The sequence below is a fragment of the Streptococcus sp. oral taxon 071 str. 73H25AP genome (assembly GCF_000146755.1).
GTDB classification, from domain to species: Bacteria; Bacillota; Bacilli; order Lactobacillales; family Streptococcaceae; genus Streptococcus; species Streptococcus oralis_T.
In genome coordinates, this window is sequence record NZ_GL397254.1 from 1,239,320 (window position 1) to 1,256,010 (window position 16,691).

Here is a 16,691-nt window from a genome sequence, read left to right on the forward strand (position 1 = left end):
ATTGATATCCTATTTTATTTTTGATATTATAATATTATAAGAAGATGACATGATAAATCCCTTTCCGTTTCACCTATCCTTTACTATCACCATCTTCTTTTACTATCGGTCTCCTTATATATAAAAGCGATTCACACTGTGAATCGCTTTTTTCTATTTGTCTCCTTTGTTACGAATAACAAAGCCGGTTTTCTTTTCGCTTGAAGTGTTGTGAGGTTTTTTATTGTCTTTATTACGATAACGTCTGTCTTTATCAAAACGATCGTTCCCGCGGTTGCCTTTCTTGAAGTCATCACGGCGACCACCACGACGGTTATCTCCTCGACGATTGTCGCGTCCACGATTACCTCCAGAACGTCCATTTCCTGACGATTTGAACGGCAGTGGTTTTTCACGCGCAATCTCCACTTCAGGAAGGCTGTCTGGATCTTGGACTGTCAGACTCAAGATATACATAGCCAATTCTTCTGGACTAAATTCAGCAGCTAACTTACGAGCATCTTTAGCAAATTTCTCAAAATTCCCACGAATAGTTTCATCCGCAAAATCGCGTTCGATTTTCTTGAGAGCTACGTGTTTTTTTGCTTGGAAGGCTTCTTCTGCACTTGCAGGTTTGAGACCTTTCATGCGTTTCTTAGTCAAGTTTTCGATGATTTGAAGGTAGCCCATTTCGTTTGGAGCTACGAAAGTAATAGACTGACCTGACTTACCAGCACGACCTGTACGACCGATACGGTGAACATAACTTTCAGGATCTTGTGGAATATCGTAGTTGTAGACATGGGTCACACCTGAGATATCCAAACCACGTGCTGCCACGTCTGTCGCAACTAGAACATCAAGATTCCCATTTTTAAAATCACGAAGAACACGAAGGCGTTTATTTTGGTCCAAATCACCATGAATTCCTTCTGCACGGAAGCCACGAATTTTCAGTCCACGAGTCAATTCATCTACACGGCGTTTGGTACGACCAAATACGATAGCAAGTTCTGGTTGTTCCACATCCATAAGACGTGTCATGGTATCAAATTTCTCTTGTTCCTTGACACGGATATAGTACTGATCAACCAGATCTGTTGTCAATTCCTTGGCAGCAATCTTGACATGTTCAGGTTCTTTCATAAACTGAACGCCAATACGTTTGATAGCGTCTGGCATGGTTGCTGAGAAGAGCAAGGTTTGACGACTGTCAGGGACACGAGAGATAATAGCTTCGATGTCTTCAAGGAAGCCCATGTTGAGCATTTCATCCGCTTCATCAAGGATCAGGGTTTCAATGTCTTGTAATTTCAAGGCCTTGCGTTTAATCAAGTCCAAGAGACGGCCTGGTGTTCCTACCACGATGTGGGCACCAGATTTAAGTGCCTTGATTTGTTTTTCAATGCTTGAACCACCGTAAACTGAGCGAACTTTCACCCCCTTACTACGGCCAAAGCGGAACAATTCCTCTTGGCTTTGAACAGCAAGTTCACGAGTTGGAGCGATAACCAAGGCTTGGATGGTCGCTTCTTCTGTACGGATTTTTTCAAGAGTTGGCAAGCCAAAGGCTGCAGTTTTTCCTGTACCAGTCTGAGCTTGACCGATAACGTCTTTTCCTTCGAGAGCCAAGGGAATGGTCTGTTCTTGGATGGGACTGGCTTCTACAAATCCAGCTTTTTCAATCTCTGCTAGCAATTCAGCAGACAAGTCAAATTCATTAAATTTCACGTTATTCTTCTTTCTAAAGGTGGTGCGAAGCCACCCTATAGGGCTTTAGTTTATACTTTTCTTTTCATGATGTATCTTCTTAAAAAACGAGATACCGTGTTGCTTCTTTTCCACGAAAGAAAAGTACGAGTTTCTTTGCAACCTATCTAGTATAACACAAGAGCGGGGCAAAAGATAGTCTAACCACTTGATTAAAACATGTAAACGATTTTCTAGCTGTAAAGTAGCCTGAAACTTGTTTATCAAAGGATTTGAAGGGACCATTTCAAACGTACTTCATTTCCCGTAGCAGATTTGTGCAAAAGTTTTTTTCTTGTGCTAGAATTAAATCAAATAGGAGGATTTAAAAATGTTAACATACGATTTAATTGTCATTGGATTTGGTAAAGCCGGTAAGACTTTGGCTGCTAAGATGAATGCGGCTGGAAAAAAAGTTGCTGTCATCGAGCGCAGTAAAGCGATGTATGGTGGTACTTGCATTAATATTGCTTGTATCCCAACCAAGACTATGATTGTAGCGGCTGAAAAGGGCTGGTCATTTGACGATACCATGAAAGAGCGTGGTGCGGTGACTGGTCGTCTTAACGCTAAAAATTATAAAATGTTGGCCGATAATGGCGTTGATGTCATTGATGCAGAGGCACATTTCGTGTCAAATAAGGTGATCGAGATCCAGGCTGGTGACGAAAAACAAGAAATGACTGCTGAAACAATCGTCATCAACACTGGCGCTGTTTCAAACGTCTTGCCAATTCCTGGACTTGCTACAAGTAAAAATGTCTTTGACTCAACAGGTATCCAAAACTTGGACAAATTGCCTGAAAAACTTGGAGTCCTTGGTGGTGGAAACATCGGTCTTGAATTTGCTGGACTCTACAACAAACTTGGTAGCAAAGTCACAGTCCTAGATGCCTTGGATACATTCCTTCCTCGTGCAGAACCTTCCATCGCAGCTCTTGCTAAACAATACATGGAAGAAGACGGTATTGAATTGCTTCAAAACATCCATACTACTGAAATCAAAAACGACGGTGATCAAGTCCTCGTCGTAACTGAAAAGGAAACTTACCGTTTCGATGCCCTTCTCTACGCAACTGGACGTAAACCGAATGTAGAACCACTTCAACTTGAAAATACAGATATTGAACTAACGGAGCGTGGTGCTATCAAGGTCGACAAACACTGCCAAACAAACGTTCCTGGTGTCTTTGCAGTTGGAGACGTCAATGGTGGACTTCAATTCACCTACATTTCACTTGATGACTTCCGTGTTGTCTACAGCTACCTTGCTGGAGATGGCAGCTACACACTTGAAGACCGTCTCAATGTACCAAACACCATGTTCATCACACCAGCTCTTTCTCAAGTTGGCTTGACGGAAAGCCAAGCAGCTGATTTGAAACTCCCTTACGCTGTTAAGGAAATCCCTGTTGCTACTATGCCTCGTGGTCACGTAAATGGAGACCTTCGCGGAGCCTTCAAAGCTGTTGTCAATACTGAAACAAAAGAGATTCTCGGTGCAACTATCTTCTCAGAAGGTTCTCAAGAAATCATCAACATCATCACTGTTGCTATGGACAACAAGATCCCTTACACTTACTTCACAAAACAAATCTTCACTCACCCAACCTTGGCTGAGAACTTGAATGACTTGTTTGCGATTTAAGTTGAAGTCTTATCTTATCTCACAGCCCTCTTTGGGCTGTTTTTGTTTCTGCGAAATCTCAAATCTATCTTTTCTCTCTTTTATGATATAATAGAAACATGAAATTAAAAACTACTTTGGGCCTCCTAGCTGGGCGTTCTTCTCACTTCATCTTGAGCCGTCTTGGCCGAGGAAGTACGCTCCCAGGAAAACTCGCCCTTCAATTCGATAAAGATATTTTACAAAACCTAGCTAAGAACTACGAGATTGTCGTGGTCACTGGAACCAACGGGAAAACCCTGACAACTGCCCTCACTGTCGGCATTTTAAAAGAGGTTTATGGTCGGGTTCTGACTAATCAAAGCGGTGCCAATATGATTACAGGGATTACGACAACCTTCTTGACGGCCAAATCCTCTAAAACTGGAAAAAATATTGCAGTCCTTGAAATTGACGAAGCCAGTCTTTCTCGTATCTGTGACTATATCCATCCTAGCCTTTTTGTCATCACTAATATCTTCCGTGACCAGATGGACCGCTATGGTGAGATTTACACGACTTATAAGATGATTTTGGATGCCATTCGTAAGGTGCCTACGGCTACTGTTCTCCTCAATGGTGACAGTCCACTTTTCTACAAGCCAGCTATTCCAAACCCAGTACAGTATTTTGGTTTTGACTTGGAAAAAGGGCCAGCCCAACTGGCTCACTACAATACCGAAGGGATTCTCTGTCCTGACTGCCAAGGCATCCTCAAATACGAGCACAATACCTACGCCAACTTGGGTGCCTATATCTGTGAAAATTGTGGCTGCAAACGTCCTGACTTGGACTACCGTCTGACAGACTTGGTTGAGTTGACCAACAATCGCTCCCGCTTTGTCATTGACGGACAAGAATACGGAATCCAAGTCGGTGGACTTTACAACATCTACAATGCCCTTGCTGCGGTTGCTATTGCCCGTTTCCTTGGCGCAGATTCGCAACGGATCAAGCAAGGATTTGACAAGAGCCGTGCTGTCTTTGGACGCCAGGAAACCTTCCATATCGGTGATAAGGAATGCACCCTTGTCTTGATTAAAAATCCAGTTGGTGCGACTCAAGCTATCGAAATGATCAAACTGGCTCCTTACCCATTTAGCCTATCTGTCCTCCTAAATGCCAACTATGCAGACGGAATTGACACTAGCTGGATCTGGGATGCTGACTTTGAACAAATCACTGACATGGACATTCCTGAAATCAACGCTGGCGGTGTTCGTCATTCTGAAATCGCACGTCGTTTACGAGTGACTGGTTACTCAGCTGATAAAATCACTGAGACAAGTAATCTGGAGCAAGTTCTCAAAACCATTGAGAAGCAAGACTGCAAGCATGCTTATATCCTGGCTACCTATACTGCCATGCTGGAATTCCGCGAACTGCTGGCTAGTCGTCAGATTGTTAGAAAGGAGATGAACTAATGGTTTATACTTCACTTTCCTCAAAAGCTGGCAACTACCCTTATCAGCTCAACATCGCCCACCTCTATGGGAACCTCATGAATACCTATGGAGACAATGGAAACATCCTTATGCTCAAGTATGTGGCTGAAAAGCTGGGGGCTCATGTAACAGTTGACATCGTTTCTCTCCATGATGACTTTGACGAAAATCACTACGATATCGCCTTTTTCGGTGGCGGTCAAGACTTTGAACAAAGTATTATCGCAGGAGACCTACCTGCTAAAAAAGAGAGCATTGACAACTACATTCAAAACGACGGTGTAGTTCTGGCTATCTGCGGTGGTTTTCAACTATTGGGGCAATATTATGTTGAAGCTTCAGGTAAACGCATCGAAGGGCTCGGTGTCATGGGCCACTATACGCTCAACCAGACCAATAACCGCTTTATCGGTGACATCAAGATTCATAATGACGAATTCGATGAAACCTACTATGGCTTTGAAAATCACCAGGGACGTACCTTCCTCTCAGATGACCAAAAACCACTGGGTCAGGTTATCTATGGAAATGGAAATAACGAAGAAAAGATCGGCGAAGGGGTTCATTATAAGAATGTCTTTGGTTCCTACTTCCACGGACCTATCCTCTCACGCAATGCCAATCTGGCTTATCGCCTAGTCACTACTGCCCTCCGAAAAAAATACGGTCAGGACATCCAACTTCCTGCCTATGAGGATATTCTCAGTCAAGAAATCGCTGAAGAATACAGCGACGTGAAAAGCAAGGCTGACTTTTCTTAAACTAAGGAAAATTAGATAAAAGAACTCCGCTATCATATCGGAGTTCTTTTTGCCTGTTCTTTTACCCTTCTCTCTTGCATTTTCTCTCTTTTTTTGCCAAAATAGAGGGGTAGAAAGAAGGTAGCATATGTCTAAATTACAACAAATCCTAACATATCTTGAATCAGAAAAACTAGACGTCGCTGTCGTATCTGACCCCGTCACTATTAATTATCTCACTGATTTTTACAGTGACCCTCATGAACGCCAAATGTTCCTTTTTGTCCTAGCGGACCAGGAACCTCTCCTTTTTGTCCCAGCCCTTGAAGTGGAGCGTGCAACCAGCACTGTTTCCTTCCCAGTAGTGGGTTATGTGGATTCTGAAAATCCATGGCAAAAAATCAAAAATGCCTTGCCACAGCACGACTTCAAACGTGTCGCTGTTGAGTTTGACAATCTCATCTTGACCAAATACCATGGCTTGAAAACAGTTTTTGAAACTGCTGAGTTTGAAAATCTCACTCCTCTCATCCAACGCATGCGCCTCATCAAATCAGCTGACGAAGTGCAAAAAATGATGGTTGCAGGTCTCTATGCTGATAAAGCTGTAAAAGTTGGTTTTGACAATATCTCTCTTGATAAAACAGAGACAGATATCATCGCCCAAATCGACTTTGCCTTAAAACGTGAAGGCTATGAAATGAGTTTTGATACCATGGTCTTGACTGGTGACAATGCTGCAAATCCACACGGAATTCCTGGTGCAAACAAGGTTGAAAAAGACGCCCTTCTCCTCTTTGACCTGGGTGTTATGGTCAATGGCTACGCATCAGATATGACTCGTACAGTCGCTGTCGGCAAACCAGACCAATTCAAGAAAGATATTTACAACTTGACCCTTGAAGCCCAACAAGCTGCTCTTGACCTTATCAAACCTGGTGTGACTGCTCATGAAGTAGACCGCGCTGCCCGTGAAGTCATCGAAAAAGCTGGTTACGGTGAGTACTTCAACCACCGTCTCGGTCACGGTATCGGTATGGATGTCCACGAATTCCCATCTATCATGGAAGGAAATGATATGGTCATCGAAGAAGGCATGTGCTTCTCTGTTGAACCAGGTATCTATATCCCTGGTAAAGTCGGCGTTCGTATCGAAGACTGTGGTGTTGTTACCAAGGATGGCTTTGACCTCTTTACAAGCACCAGCAAAGACTTGCTTTATTTTGATTAATATTCATCTAATACTCAATGAAAATCAAAGAACAAACTAGGAAACTAGCCGCAGGCTGTACTTGAGTACGGCAAGGCGACGTTGACGCGGTTTGAATTTGATTTTCGAAGAGTATAAAATCTTCCCACAATAAAACGCATAGTATCAAGGTTTTTCAACACTTGATATTATGCGTTTTTCTGATTTTTAGAACTTTTCTCCAGCCGCTTTACTTAATTTTCTTAATACTTTGACTAAGCACAAACCCTACAACCATTCCCACGATATTTTGCAGGAAGTTTGGTAGGATTTCTGGTAGGGCTGCTGCCCATCCATTCATCAAAGTTGAACCCAAGGCGTAGCCCCCTACCATCGCAATAGTAGCTAAGATAAGTCCTAGCCATTGCCATTTTCCTTTAAATCCTGCGAAAAATCCCTGCAAGCCATGGTTGATCAAGCTAAAGAACATCCACTGGGGGTAGCCTGATAAGAGGTCAATCAAGAAACCTGCTAGACCTCCGACTACAGCCCCTTCACGACTACCAAAGTAGAAGGCCGCAAAGAAGATACCTACATCTAAAAGAGTTAGAATACCTGTTGGCGTTGGAATTTTTAAGAAATAACCTAGAACTACAGAAAGGGCGGTTAATAGAGATACAAGGGCGATTTTAGTTGTTTTGGTTTGCTTCATATTGTCTTACTCCATATTGATCTGCTTGTGCAATAGCACGGTGAACGAAAGCTTTAGAACTTTCTACTGCTGGTAAAAGTTCATCACCTTTAACTAAGTGACTGGCGATGCTTGAGGCAAAGGTACAACCTGCACCAGCATTTTGGCCTTGAATGACTGGATTTTCTAGAACTGTAAAATTTTGCCCATCATAAAAGACATCTACAGCCTTGTCCTGACTAAGGCGATTGCCTCCCTTGATAATGACTGCTGGTGCTCCTAAATCATGCAATTTCTGTGCCGCAGCTTTCATATCTTCCAAGGTTTTGATCTCTTGACCCGCCAACAATTCTGCTTCTGGGAGATTAGGCGTAATCACACTGACATGAGGGAAAAAGCGAATCAACTCTTGACAGAGTTGGCTGACTGCCACATCATGCGTTTCCTTGCAGACCAAGACGGGGTCCAATACCACCGGCACTCCAGGACGTTGCTTGATAAAGTCCAGTGCCTTCTCAGCCACACTGACAGTAGGGAGAAGACCAATCTTAATCCCTGCAAACTCGACATCACGCAAGCTATTCAACTCATGTTGAAAAATAACGTCGTCTGTTGGGAAGACCTCAAAACCCTTTTCTGTCAAGGCTGTCAAACAAGTCACTGCTACAAAGCCATGCAAACCGTTCAAGGTATAGGTAGCAAGATCGGCTGACAAACCACCACCACTAAAAATATCATTTCCAGAAAGTGCCAAAATACGATTATTCTTCATAACGAATCTCCTTTAAATACAAGCCATTTGGTGCCGCCGTGGGACCTGCAAGTTGCCTGTCCTTCTTCTCCAAAATTAGGTCAATCTGCTCAACTGGCATTCGATTATTTCCAATTTTGAGCAGCGTCCCCACCATATTGCGAATCTGTTTATACAAGAAACCATTTCCTGAAAAGGTAAAGGTCAAAAACTGCCCTGTCTCATCAACTGTAAGGTTAGCTTCTGTAATGGTCCGAACCTTGTCCTCTACACTGGTTCCAGATGCTGTAAAACCAGTGAAATCATGGGTTCCCTCTAGCTTTTTGATTGCCATCTGCATCCGCTCCACATCAAGCGGATAGGGAAAGTGAGTAGCATAGTGACGGCGCATAGGATTTTTGGGGCGCCCTCTATCCACGATAAACTCATAGGTCTTGCTATGTTTTGCATAACGGCAATGAAAATCATCCGCCACAAGCTCCATTGAAATCACATCGATATCTTCAGGAGACTGGGTATCCAGAGCAAAACGGAGTTTTTCCTCATCCATCTGATAGAGCAGGTCAAAATGAATAACCTGTCCCAGAGCATGAACCCCACTATCCGTCCGACCAGCACCGTGAACAGTGATGGCATGCCCCTTATTGAGTCTCGTTAAGGTTTTTTCGATTTCCTCTTGAACGCTCCGCGCATGAGGCTGGCGCTGAAAACCAGCAAATGCATACCCGTCATAGGAAATGATTGCTTTATATCTTGTCATAACTTCTATTTTATCAAGAAATAATCCTGCAAACAAGTTTAAAGAATATAAATTGTCTGGGTACAAAATTCCCGAAAAGAAAAACTTAGGAAACCAATCCTAAGCTCTCTTTTGAAGTGCGTACATAACAAAGATAGAAGTGACAATCAACCAGCATCCTAGAATGGTGAAGACCAACATACCGTTTTGAGTCACCAAGCCAATCGCCCCAAGAATGAAAGGTGTCGTAAAGGCTCCAAAGCTGCATCCTAGCACTGCAAAAGACGTTGCCTGGTTAAGGAGTTTCGCTGGGATTCTTTCGGAAAGAAGCTGAAAGACAGTGGTCAAGGTCACACTGTAGGAAAAACCTGCCACAATACTTCCAACTACCATCACACCCAATGACGGAGACAAGGCAATCACAATCTGCCCCAATCCAAAGGTGATACCTGACCAAAGGAGCAACCTTTCTTTAAACAGAGAGATAAAGAAAGAAAAACTAACACCTGCCAAGATACCAATCAACTGCATGATACTTAAAACCAAACTCGATAACTGGGCGTCCCCTAGACCTCTTTCCACCATCAGACTAGGAATACGAATGGTGATAGCTGTATTAGTGCAGACAACAACTGCTGCTTCGACAGCCAATAGAAAAATTAAGCTTTTCATCTGTCCTGTCAAACGAGTCGTTTCGGCCTCTTTTTTCCTTGTTTCCCTCTTTTCCTTCCCATAAGGGACAAAGAGCAAATAAAGGAGCAATACTAAAAATCCAGCGCTATAAGCCAAGAAAGTCACTGTCCATCCCAAGGATAAGAGTTGACCAACCACTAGAGTCAAAATCGACGCCCCGACAACTTCTGCTGATCCGCGGAGACCCAGCATCTGAATCCGTGTCTTCCCATGATAGCGTTCGCTGATGATGGAAATGGCCTTGGCATTTATCATCCCCACACCCAAGCCAAATAAAATCCGCATCGCAAAGACAAAGTTATAATCCTGATACCAGAAGGGAGCTGTTCCACCGATAGAGAGGATGAGAAGCCCTAGACTAATCTGAAGACGTTCAGGCAGCAAACGCTCCAAAACCCCATTTAAGACCAGCATAATCATAATCCCAAAAGAAGGAAGGCTAACGAGAAGCTCAATTTGTTCTTTGGGGTAGCCTTGATAGTAGTCAAACATGGCTGGCAGAGCACTTGAGATGGAAAAGGAGGTAATCAAAACGAGGGAGAGGGCCAAAATACTAGCCCGTTCTAGATATTGTTTCATGGATTTTCTTTCTATATATTTCTATATTTCTCACTGTTGATCCTTTTAAAAGGAAGATGGCAAGAAAAGAAGGAGCCCAATTGAACTAGAGACTCCGTCCTAACTTTCCTCATAGGAAGACTATTTTCGCTTGATTTGCTTGATCATATAGAAGATGAAGCCTGCAACCATATACGCCGCAAAAATGATCAAACACCATTTGATAACCACGTCCCAACCCTTGTTCACATTTAAAAAGAAATATGGGAAGGGATTGTCCTTGGAATTCGGAATATTGAGTTTTAAGACCAGTCCGTTAAACAAGGCAAAAATCATATAAACCAAGGGCAAGATGGTCCACAAAACTGGATCCCAGATTTTGTATTGGCCCCGTTTATCAAAGAAGAGGGTGTCGGCTAAAAACCAGAGTGGAACGATATAGTGGCAAAGGAAATTTTCCACACGGTAAAAGTCTGTCGCAATCGGAGCAAGCATAAAATGGTAAATCACACAGGTAATCATGATACTCATGGTAACACCACCCTTGAGACGAAGCAAGGTCGGACTTTGCCAATTTTCACCTGAACGGCTCATCACACGGAGCAGATAGCCGGTGAAAATCATTACCAAGAGATTAGACAGCACCGTGTAGTAAAGGAGCATACCAAAACCACCGTGCTTGGTAATTTCTAAATAAACTCCTGTAAATGCCGCTAAGAACAAAAGTACACGGCTATAAAAGATAAATTTGTAGTTCAGTTTCATGGCTAGATTTTCTTAACAAACTCTGACTTAAGTTTCATAGCTCCAAAACCATCAATCTTACAGTCGATGTTGTGGTCACCTTCTACGATACGGATATTTTTAACGCGAGTTCCTTGTTTCAAATCCTTTGGCGCACCTTTTACTTTCAAGTCCTTGATAAGGGTTACAGTATCGCCGTCAGCCAATTTATTTCCATTGGCATCGATAGCAACAACACCTTCTTCTACTTCTGCAACTTCTGCAGGATTCCACTCATAGGCACACTCTGGGCAGACCAAGAGGCTTCCGTCTTCGTAGACATATTCTGAATTACATTTTGGGCAATTTGGTAAGTTGTTCATAAGTCCTCCTTAAACTAACAATTATTCTTTAAAATTCATATGTTATTGAACAGCAACTATTATACCGTAAAATCCTACTTTTGACAATGTGTCCTAAGTCCAGCAGACAAAAAATCATGCAACTTTTTACAGTTACATGACTTTTAAAAGATGATTGATCATAGGCACTTATCAAGCACCTCACGATAAAAGGGGTAGCAACTATATCTTACAAACCAGGAGCTTGTCCAAGTTCTGCTGCAATCATCCAAACTGTTTTTTCAAGTTCAGCCTTAGCACCAACAAAGATATCGTTTGTAACATCATCGCCTTCTTCATCAGTCACATCCAAAGCATTTTGGAAAAGAGCGATGAGGTAGCGATAAATCGCTAGAACACGTTCCAAGCTTTCTTCAACGTTACGGAATTCTCCTTCTTCTTCTTCGATTTCACTGTGTTGAAGGAATTCTGTCAAAGTTGAATAAGGTTTTCCACCAAGGGTGATCAAACGTTCACTGATTTCGTCAAGATAGCCATCAAGGCTATCCATGTATTCATCCATTTTTGGATGCCATACGAGGAAACCACGACCACGCATATACCAGTGAACTTGGTGAAGGGCAATGTGAGCCACATACAAGTCCGCTACTGCTTGGTTCAATACTTCCTTTGTTTTTGCCAATGCTACTGGCGCTGTTTTAGATAATGTTGTAACGTCTTTTACTGCTTCTTTTTTCAATTCAACCATATTTCTTACCTCTTTTCATTTTTTTATAACCACTTCACAGTAGCTATAATACAAGTATACTACTACCAGAAAATGATATCAAGGAAAATGTACTATCTGAGAAAAGTTGCAATAGACTGATAATTTAAGAATAGTCTGGGCAGTTTTAATTAGCCGACTTGCTCGGATTTACTTGAAAATTGGCTTTGATACAGGTCATAATAAAAACCTTTTGCTTGGAGCAAGCTTTCATGATTTCCCTGCTCAATAATCTGTCCATCCTTAAGAACGAGAATCTTGTCTGCTTCTTGAATGGTAGAGAGACGGTGAGCGATAACAAAGCTGGTTCTTCCCTTCATCAAGCGTTTCATGGCTTTTTGAATCAAGAGTTCCAAACGGGTGTCAACAGAGGAAGTTGCTTCATCCAGAATGAGAATTTTAGGATTGGCTAGGAGGGCACGCGCGATGGTCAAAAGTTGTTTTTGCCCTAGGGAAATATTGCTCGACTCTTGGTTCATCTCCATGTTATAACCACCAGGAAGAGTTCGGATAAAGTGGTCTACATTTGCTGCTTTGGCAGCTTCTATTATTTCCTCGTCACTGGCGTCAAGATTTCCAAAACGTAGGTTTTCTTTGATCGTACCTTCATATAGCCAAGCATCCTGCAAGACCATCCCAAACTGACTGCGATAGTCTTGACGTGACAACTGGCGAATATCCTGCCCGTCAACCAAGATTGCGCCTGCTGTGACATCGTAAAAGCGCATAAGCAGATTGATTAAGGTCGTCTTACCAGCTCCAGTAGGACCAACAATCGCCACCATCTCTCCCGGTTGAACTTCCAGATTAAAGTCTCGAATCAATGGTTTGTTTTCAACATACTGGAAGTCAACATGTTGGAAGCTCACCTGACCTGTTAAGGGTTCAAGGATTTCGAGTTCTTCTCCTTCGACTTCCTCTGTCTCATCCAAGATCTCGAAGATACGATCGAGCGAAGACTTGGCACTTTGCATTTGACCCGCAAGTTGTGTGATGTTTTGGATAGGCTGGCTAACCTGCCAAACATACTGAACAAAAGCCTGCATATTCCCCACTGTCAAACGGCCTGCAATAACCTGCAAACCACCAAGAACTGCAACGATCAAATAGGTCAAGTCTGATACGGCATGAAGAGCTGGCATCATGAGTCCAGAGATAAAGCTGGCTTTAAAGCCAACACGTTGGAGGTCGTCCGTAATCTCAGAAAATTCTTTATGCGAAGTTTCCTCACGACCATAGAGTTTCAAAACATTAAAACCTGTGAGATTTTCCTGCACATAACCATTCATCCTTCCTAAAATAGCCGCCTGCTCTTTAAAATAAGGCTGAGAACGTTTCAGGATGCTTCTAGCACCAAAATAGGTCACTGGAATGGATAGAATCACCACTATAGCCAGCTGAAAGTTCAAGTATAATACCATTCCCATGACGAGGACAATCGTCAAAAAGGCATTAACAATTTGAAGAAAAGACTGCTGAAGGGCATTGGAAACCGTCTCAACATCACTGGTAAAGCGTCCCAATAAATCACCAAACTGGTGTTTGTCAAAGAAAGATACAGGGATACGATTGATCTTTTCAGTCATTTCATTTCGCAGATCCTGTGTCATGGACTGGACCGCATTAGTCATGAAATAGTTGGAATAATAAGAACCAAGTTCATACAAGAGACCTCTAAAGAGGTAAATGATTAAAACAGTTCCGATGTAGCCAGTATTGATACCAGCACCCGCCAGTCCATTAGCCATATCTAAGAGATTCTTTGTCAACTCCGTAATGGCTAGCCCCAAGACAAAAGGTTCTAAGACACTCATGACCACACTCAAAACTTTTAGAAAGACTGCAAAGAAGACAGAAAAACGGTAGGCTTTTAAATAGCTCCACAAACGAGCCAAACTAGATTGTGTTTTCATATTTCCTCCTATTCTTCTGTTAGAGATGCATTTTTCAACTGCGACTCAGCAATTTCACGATAGATGTCATTGGTCTCCATCAATTCCTCATGTCGACCACGACCCACGATTTCTCCCTTATCAAGAACGATAATTTGGTTCGCATCCATAATAGTCCCAACACGTTGGGCAACGATTAAGACTGTAGCATTTTGAGTGACTTCCTTGAGACGACGGCGTAGAATGGCATCTGTGCGATAATCCAAGGCTGAAAAGGAATCGTCAAAAATATAGATATCAGGATTCTTTATAACAGCTCTGGCAATTGAAAGACGCTGTTTCTGTCCACCAGAAAGATTGCTTCCGCCTTCAGCTAGATGGGTCGCAAATCCTTCGTCTCGGCTTTCGATAAAATCTTTGGCTTGCGCCACATCCGCTGCCTGATGTAGGTCTTTGTGACTAGCATCTTCCTTCCCATAGCGGATATTTTCAGCGATAGTTCCTGTAAAGAGCAAGGCCTTCTGCGGGATAAAACCAATCTTTTGACGGAGAGACTTGAGGCGGTAATCCCTCACATCAACACCATCAACCTTGATTTTCCCGAGTGTAACATCGTAAAAACGAGGAATCAATTGCACAAGAGAAGACTTACCCGATCCGGTCGAACCGATAAAAGCAATGGTTTCGCCTGGTTTGGCACAGAACGAAATATTGTGCAAAACAGGATTTTCCGTCTCACCTGGATAAGCAAAGGTGACATTTTCAAATTCCAAATAGCCGTGAGTTTCAGTTTCTCTGATACCTCCTTCATTTGGATCAATAGAAATCGGCATCTCCATGACTTCTTTCAAGCGTTCACTCGAAACAGCTGTACGGGGGTACATGGTGAATAGATTGGATAGGAAAAGGAAGGACAAGAGAGCGTGAAAACTATATTCGATAAAGGCTACTAGATCCCCAATTTGCAAGCTTCCTTGTTTGATAGGGTCCAGAGCAAACCAGACAATAGCTACAATCATGGCAATGATAATCTGAACAAACAAAGGTTCCGTCAAACCGGTTAGTTTAAACAGACGATTGGAATTGGCTGCATAGACTGCATTTTGTCCTGCAAAACGTTCCTCTTGAAACTCCTCACGAGCAAAGGCACGAATAACACGGAGTCCCATCAGATTTTCTCTAGCGTATTGATTGATTTTGTCTAAGGTGGCCTGCTGTTTCTCTGATAATGGTCGAGTCTTGACCGCTACATAAATGACCACCACGGCTAAGAAAGGTACTGCAAAGGCCACTATCCAGGCTAATGACGGACTGGTCAGGAAAATCATTAAGATACTAGACAGCATCATCATAGGAGTGATGACACCCAGTTTTAAGATCTGTTCTGCAAACTGCATGAGAACAAAGGCATCACTGGTAATACGAGTAACCAGTGAAGACACTCCAATCTTTTCATATTCATGATGAGAATACTCTTGTAATTTGGCATAGAGATCATCCCTCATATCCTTGACCATATTGGTCGTCAGCTTACTAGCAGCATAGGCCAAGACTATACGCCCCAAGGTTCCACATAGGATAATCACCAGCATAATTGCAGCCCAAACATACAATTGCTGTTCATTCCCTTTATTCACACCTTCATCAATCATCCGAGCCAGAACAGTTGGCAGTCCAAGATTGACAATAACAAAGAAAACCGCTCCAAAGAAATCCAAGAATAACCACTTGGGATATTTTTTCAAATAATACCAAATATAGAGCATAACTCCCCCTTTCATAACTTTTTGATATAGAAAAGAGCGCGCATCTGCACGCCTTTCTTTCCCTAAGGAACTTTCCTAGTCTAGAAAAATCCCTCTTTCACAAGAATGCTCCAAGTAAAAATAAGACAGGCAGTCAAAGTCACTCAGTACTTTTAACTGTCTGTCTGGAATAAGCTAGATTATTTTACAAAATCAAGCAATGCCAAGAAGCTTTCAGCTTCAAGTGACGCACCACCAACAAGGGCACCGTCAACGTCTGGGCAAGCCATGTATGAAGCAACGTTTTCAGGTTTAACAGAACCACCGTATTGAACACGAACTTTGTCTGCAACTTCTTGACCAAAGTCGGCAGCTACAACGTCACGAACAACTTTACACATTTTTTGTGCATCGTCTTGTGAAGCTGATTTACCAGTACCGATAGCCCAGATTGGCTCGTAAGCGATAACTGTTGAAGCAACTTGTTCAGCTGTCAAGCCAGCCAATGCAGCAGATACTTGAGCACCTACGAATTCAGCCGCTTTACCAGCTTCGTAAGTTTCAAGTGACTCACCACAACAGATGATTGGAAGCATACCGTTTGAAAAGATTGCTTTTGCTTTTTTGTTGATATCTTCGTCAGTTTCATGGAAGTAGTCACGACGTTCTGAGTGACCGATCACAACGTAGTCTGTACCGATTTCTTTCAAAACTTGTGGGCTAGTTTCACCAGTGAACGCACCTGCATTTTCAAAGTAGCAGTTTTGAGCAGCAACTTTAAGGTTTGAACCTTTAGCAGCAGCAAGAACAGCTGTCAAATCAACTGCAGGAGCTGCGATACCTGCTTCAACAAGGTCTGATGAAGGAAGTTTTGATGCAACGGCTTCAACGAATGCTTTTGCTTCTTCTGGATTTTTGTTCATTTTCCAGTTACCAGCGATAAATGGTTTACGTGACATTTCACATACCTCTTTTTTCATTTTATTCACTATTATTCTATCAT

Annotated in this window: 15 protein-coding genes; 4 read left to right on the plus strand and 11 right to left on the minus strand. The window is 42.5% G+C overall.

The window, feature by feature from the left end:
- Nucleotides 1-153: 153 nt before the first annotated feature.
- Nucleotides 154-1,710: a DEAD/DEAH box helicase gene (locus HMPREF9189_RS08350; RefSeq protein WP_000671065.1), complete on the minus strand. Its 1,557-nt coding sequence runs from the start codon at nucleotides 1,708-1,710 to the stop codon at nucleotides 154-156.
- Between the two features lie 349 nt (nucleotides 1,711-2,059).
- Here HMPREF9189_RS08350 and HMPREF9189_RS08355 point away from each other — a divergent pair, with 349 nt between their 5' ends.
- The 4 genes from HMPREF9189_RS08355 (at nucleotide 2,060) to HMPREF9189_RS08370 (ending at nucleotide 6,810) form a co-directional block, all read left to right on the plus strand.
- Nucleotides 2,060-3,376 (plus strand): FAD-containing oxidoreductase, encoded by a 1,317-nt coding sequence (locus HMPREF9189_RS08355; RefSeq protein ID WP_000958903.1) that lies wholly within the window; start codon nucleotides 2,060-2,062, stop codon nucleotides 3,374-3,376.
- Nucleotides 3,377-3,474: 98 nt separating this feature from the next.
- Entirely contained in the window at nucleotides 3,475-4,818 is a 1,344-nt protein-coding gene (murT, locus tag HMPREF9189_RS08360) for a lipid II isoglutaminyl synthase subunit MurT (RefSeq protein ID WP_000770022.1), read from the plus strand.
- On the plus strand, nucleotides 4,818-5,600 hold the full coding sequence (gene gatD, locus HMPREF9189_RS08365; protein WP_000263166.1) for a lipid II isoglutaminyl synthase subunit GatD: 783 nt from the start codon (nucleotides 4,818-4,820) through the stop codon (nucleotides 5,598-5,600). Before murT ends, gatD begins: the two co-directional genes overlap by 1 nt.
- Before the next feature lie 127 nt (nucleotides 5,601-5,727).
- Nucleotides 5,728-6,810 (plus strand): Xaa-Pro peptidase family protein, encoded by a 1,083-nt coding sequence (locus HMPREF9189_RS08370; protein WP_000040898.1) that lies wholly within the window; start codon nucleotides 5,728-5,730, stop codon nucleotides 6,808-6,810.
- Nucleotides 6,811-7,018: 208 nt separating this feature from the next.
- Here the strand turns inward: HMPREF9189_RS08370 and HMPREF9189_RS08380 are convergent, their stop codons facing one another.
- From HMPREF9189_RS08380 to tpiA, 10 genes are all read right to left on the minus strand, one after another.
- Nucleotides 7,019-7,480: an ECF transporter S component gene (locus HMPREF9189_RS08380; protein WP_000814991.1), complete on the minus strand. Its 462-nt coding sequence runs from the start codon at nucleotides 7,478-7,480 to the stop codon at nucleotides 7,019-7,021.
- Nucleotides 7,458-8,231, minus strand: a complete 774-nt coding sequence (locus tag HMPREF9189_RS08385) for a bifunctional hydroxymethylpyrimidine kinase/phosphomethylpyrimidine kinase (protein ID WP_000794792.1) — start codon at nucleotides 8,229-8,231, stop codon at nucleotides 7,458-7,460. The genes HMPREF9189_RS08380 and HMPREF9189_RS08385 overlap by 23 nt, the downstream gene beginning before the upstream one ends.
- Nucleotides 8,221-8,970, minus strand: coding sequence for a tRNA pseudouridine(38-40) synthase TruA (gene truA / locus HMPREF9189_RS08390; protein WP_000199149.1), 750 nt, complete (start codon nucleotides 8,968-8,970; stop codon nucleotides 8,221-8,223). Before truA ends, HMPREF9189_RS08385 begins: the two co-directional genes overlap by 11 nt.
- A 99-nt stretch (nucleotides 8,971-9,069) precedes the next feature.
- Nucleotides 9,070-10,221 carry an MFS transporter gene (locus tag HMPREF9189_RS08395; protein WP_000816266.1) on the minus strand — a complete coding sequence of 384 codons (1,152 nt, stop codon included), beginning with the start codon at nucleotides 10,219-10,221 and terminating at the stop codon, nucleotides 9,070-9,072.
- Between the two features lie 120 nt (nucleotides 10,222-10,341).
- Nucleotides 10,342-10,965, minus strand: a complete 624-nt coding sequence (locus HMPREF9189_RS08400) for a Pr6Pr family membrane protein (RefSeq protein ID WP_000775198.1) — start codon at nucleotides 10,963-10,965, stop codon at nucleotides 10,342-10,344.
- Between the two features lie 2 nt (nucleotides 10,966-10,967).
- Nucleotides 10,968-11,306 carry a zinc ribbon domain-containing protein YjdM gene (locus HMPREF9189_RS08405; protein ID WP_001061600.1) on the minus strand — a complete coding sequence of 113 codons (339 nt, stop codon included), beginning with the start codon at nucleotides 11,304-11,306 and terminating at the stop codon, nucleotides 10,968-10,970.
- A gap of 208 nt (nucleotides 11,307-11,514) precedes the next feature.
- Nucleotides 11,515-12,033 (minus strand): Dps family protein, encoded by a 519-nt coding sequence (locus HMPREF9189_RS08410; protein WP_000229891.1) that lies wholly within the window; start codon nucleotides 12,031-12,033, stop codon nucleotides 11,515-11,517.
- 149 nt (nucleotides 12,034-12,182) lie between these two features.
- Nucleotides 12,183-13,964, minus strand: a complete 1,782-nt coding sequence (locus tag HMPREF9189_RS08415; RefSeq protein WP_000857076.1) for an ABC transporter ATP-binding protein — start codon at nucleotides 13,962-13,964, stop codon at nucleotides 12,183-12,185.
- A gap of 8 nt (nucleotides 13,965-13,972) precedes the next feature.
- On the minus strand, nucleotides 13,973-15,709 hold the full coding sequence (locus HMPREF9189_RS08420) for an ABC transporter ATP-binding protein (protein ID WP_000965833.1): 1,737 nt from the start codon (nucleotides 15,707-15,709) through the stop codon (nucleotides 13,973-13,975).
- 179 nt (nucleotides 15,710-15,888) lie between these two features.
- Entirely contained in the window at nucleotides 15,889-16,647 is a 759-nt protein-coding gene (tpiA, locus tag HMPREF9189_RS08425) for a triose-phosphate isomerase (RefSeq protein WP_000087901.1), read from the minus strand.
- Nucleotides 16,648-16,691 lie beyond the last annotated feature (44 nt).

Bases quoted from the DNA above. Each gene is read 5' to 3' on its own strand.
- HMPREF9189_RS08415 (WP_000857076.1), bottom strand. From the start codon at position 13,964: ATGAAAACACAATCTAGTTTGGCTCGTTTGTGGAGCTATTTAAAAGCC.
- murT (WP_000770022.1), top strand. From the start codon at position 3,475: ATGAAATTAAAAACTACTTTGGGCCTCCTAGCTGGGCGTTCTTCTCAC.
- HMPREF9189_RS08370 (WP_000040898.1), top strand. From the start codon at position 5,728: ATGTCTAAATTACAACAAATCCTAACATATCTTGAATCAGAAAAACTA.
- HMPREF9189_RS08380 (WP_000814991.1), bottom strand. From the start codon at position 7,480: ATGAAGCAAACCAAAACAACTAAAATCGCCCTTGTATCTCTATTAACC.
- HMPREF9189_RS08385 (WP_000794792.1), bottom strand. From the start codon at position 8,231: ATGAAGAATAATCGTATTTTGGCACTTTCTGGAAATGATATTTTTAGT.
- truA (WP_000199149.1), bottom strand. From the start codon at position 8,970: ATGACAAGATATAAAGCAATCATTTCCTATGACGGGTATGCATTTGCT.
- HMPREF9189_RS08400 (WP_000775198.1), bottom strand. From the start codon at position 10,965: ATGAAACTGAACTACAAATTTATCTTTTATAGCCGTGTACTTTTGTTC.
- gatD (WP_000263166.1), top strand. From the start codon at position 4,818: ATGGTTTATACTTCACTTTCCTCAAAAGCTGGCAACTACCCTTATCAG.
- HMPREF9189_RS08355 (WP_000958903.1), top strand. From the start codon at position 2,060: ATGTTAACATACGATTTAATTGTCATTGGATTTGGTAAAGCCGGTAAG.
- tpiA (WP_000087901.1), bottom strand. From the start codon at position 16,647: ATGTCACGTAAACCATTTATCGCTGGTAACTGGAAAATGAACAAAAAT.
- HMPREF9189_RS08410 (WP_000229891.1), bottom strand. From the start codon at position 12,033: ATGGTTGAATTGAAAAAAGAAGCAGTAAAAGACGTTACAACATTATCT.
- HMPREF9189_RS08405 (WP_001061600.1), bottom strand. From the start codon at position 11,306: ATGAACAACTTACCAAATTGCCCAAAATGTAATTCAGAATATGTCTAC.
- HMPREF9189_RS08395 (WP_000816266.1), bottom strand. From the start codon at position 10,221: ATGAAACAATATCTAGAACGGGCTAGTATTTTGGCCCTCTCCCTCGTT.
- HMPREF9189_RS08420 (WP_000965833.1), bottom strand. From the start codon at position 15,709: ATGCTCTATATTTGGTATTATTTGAAAAAATATCCCAAGTGGTTATTC.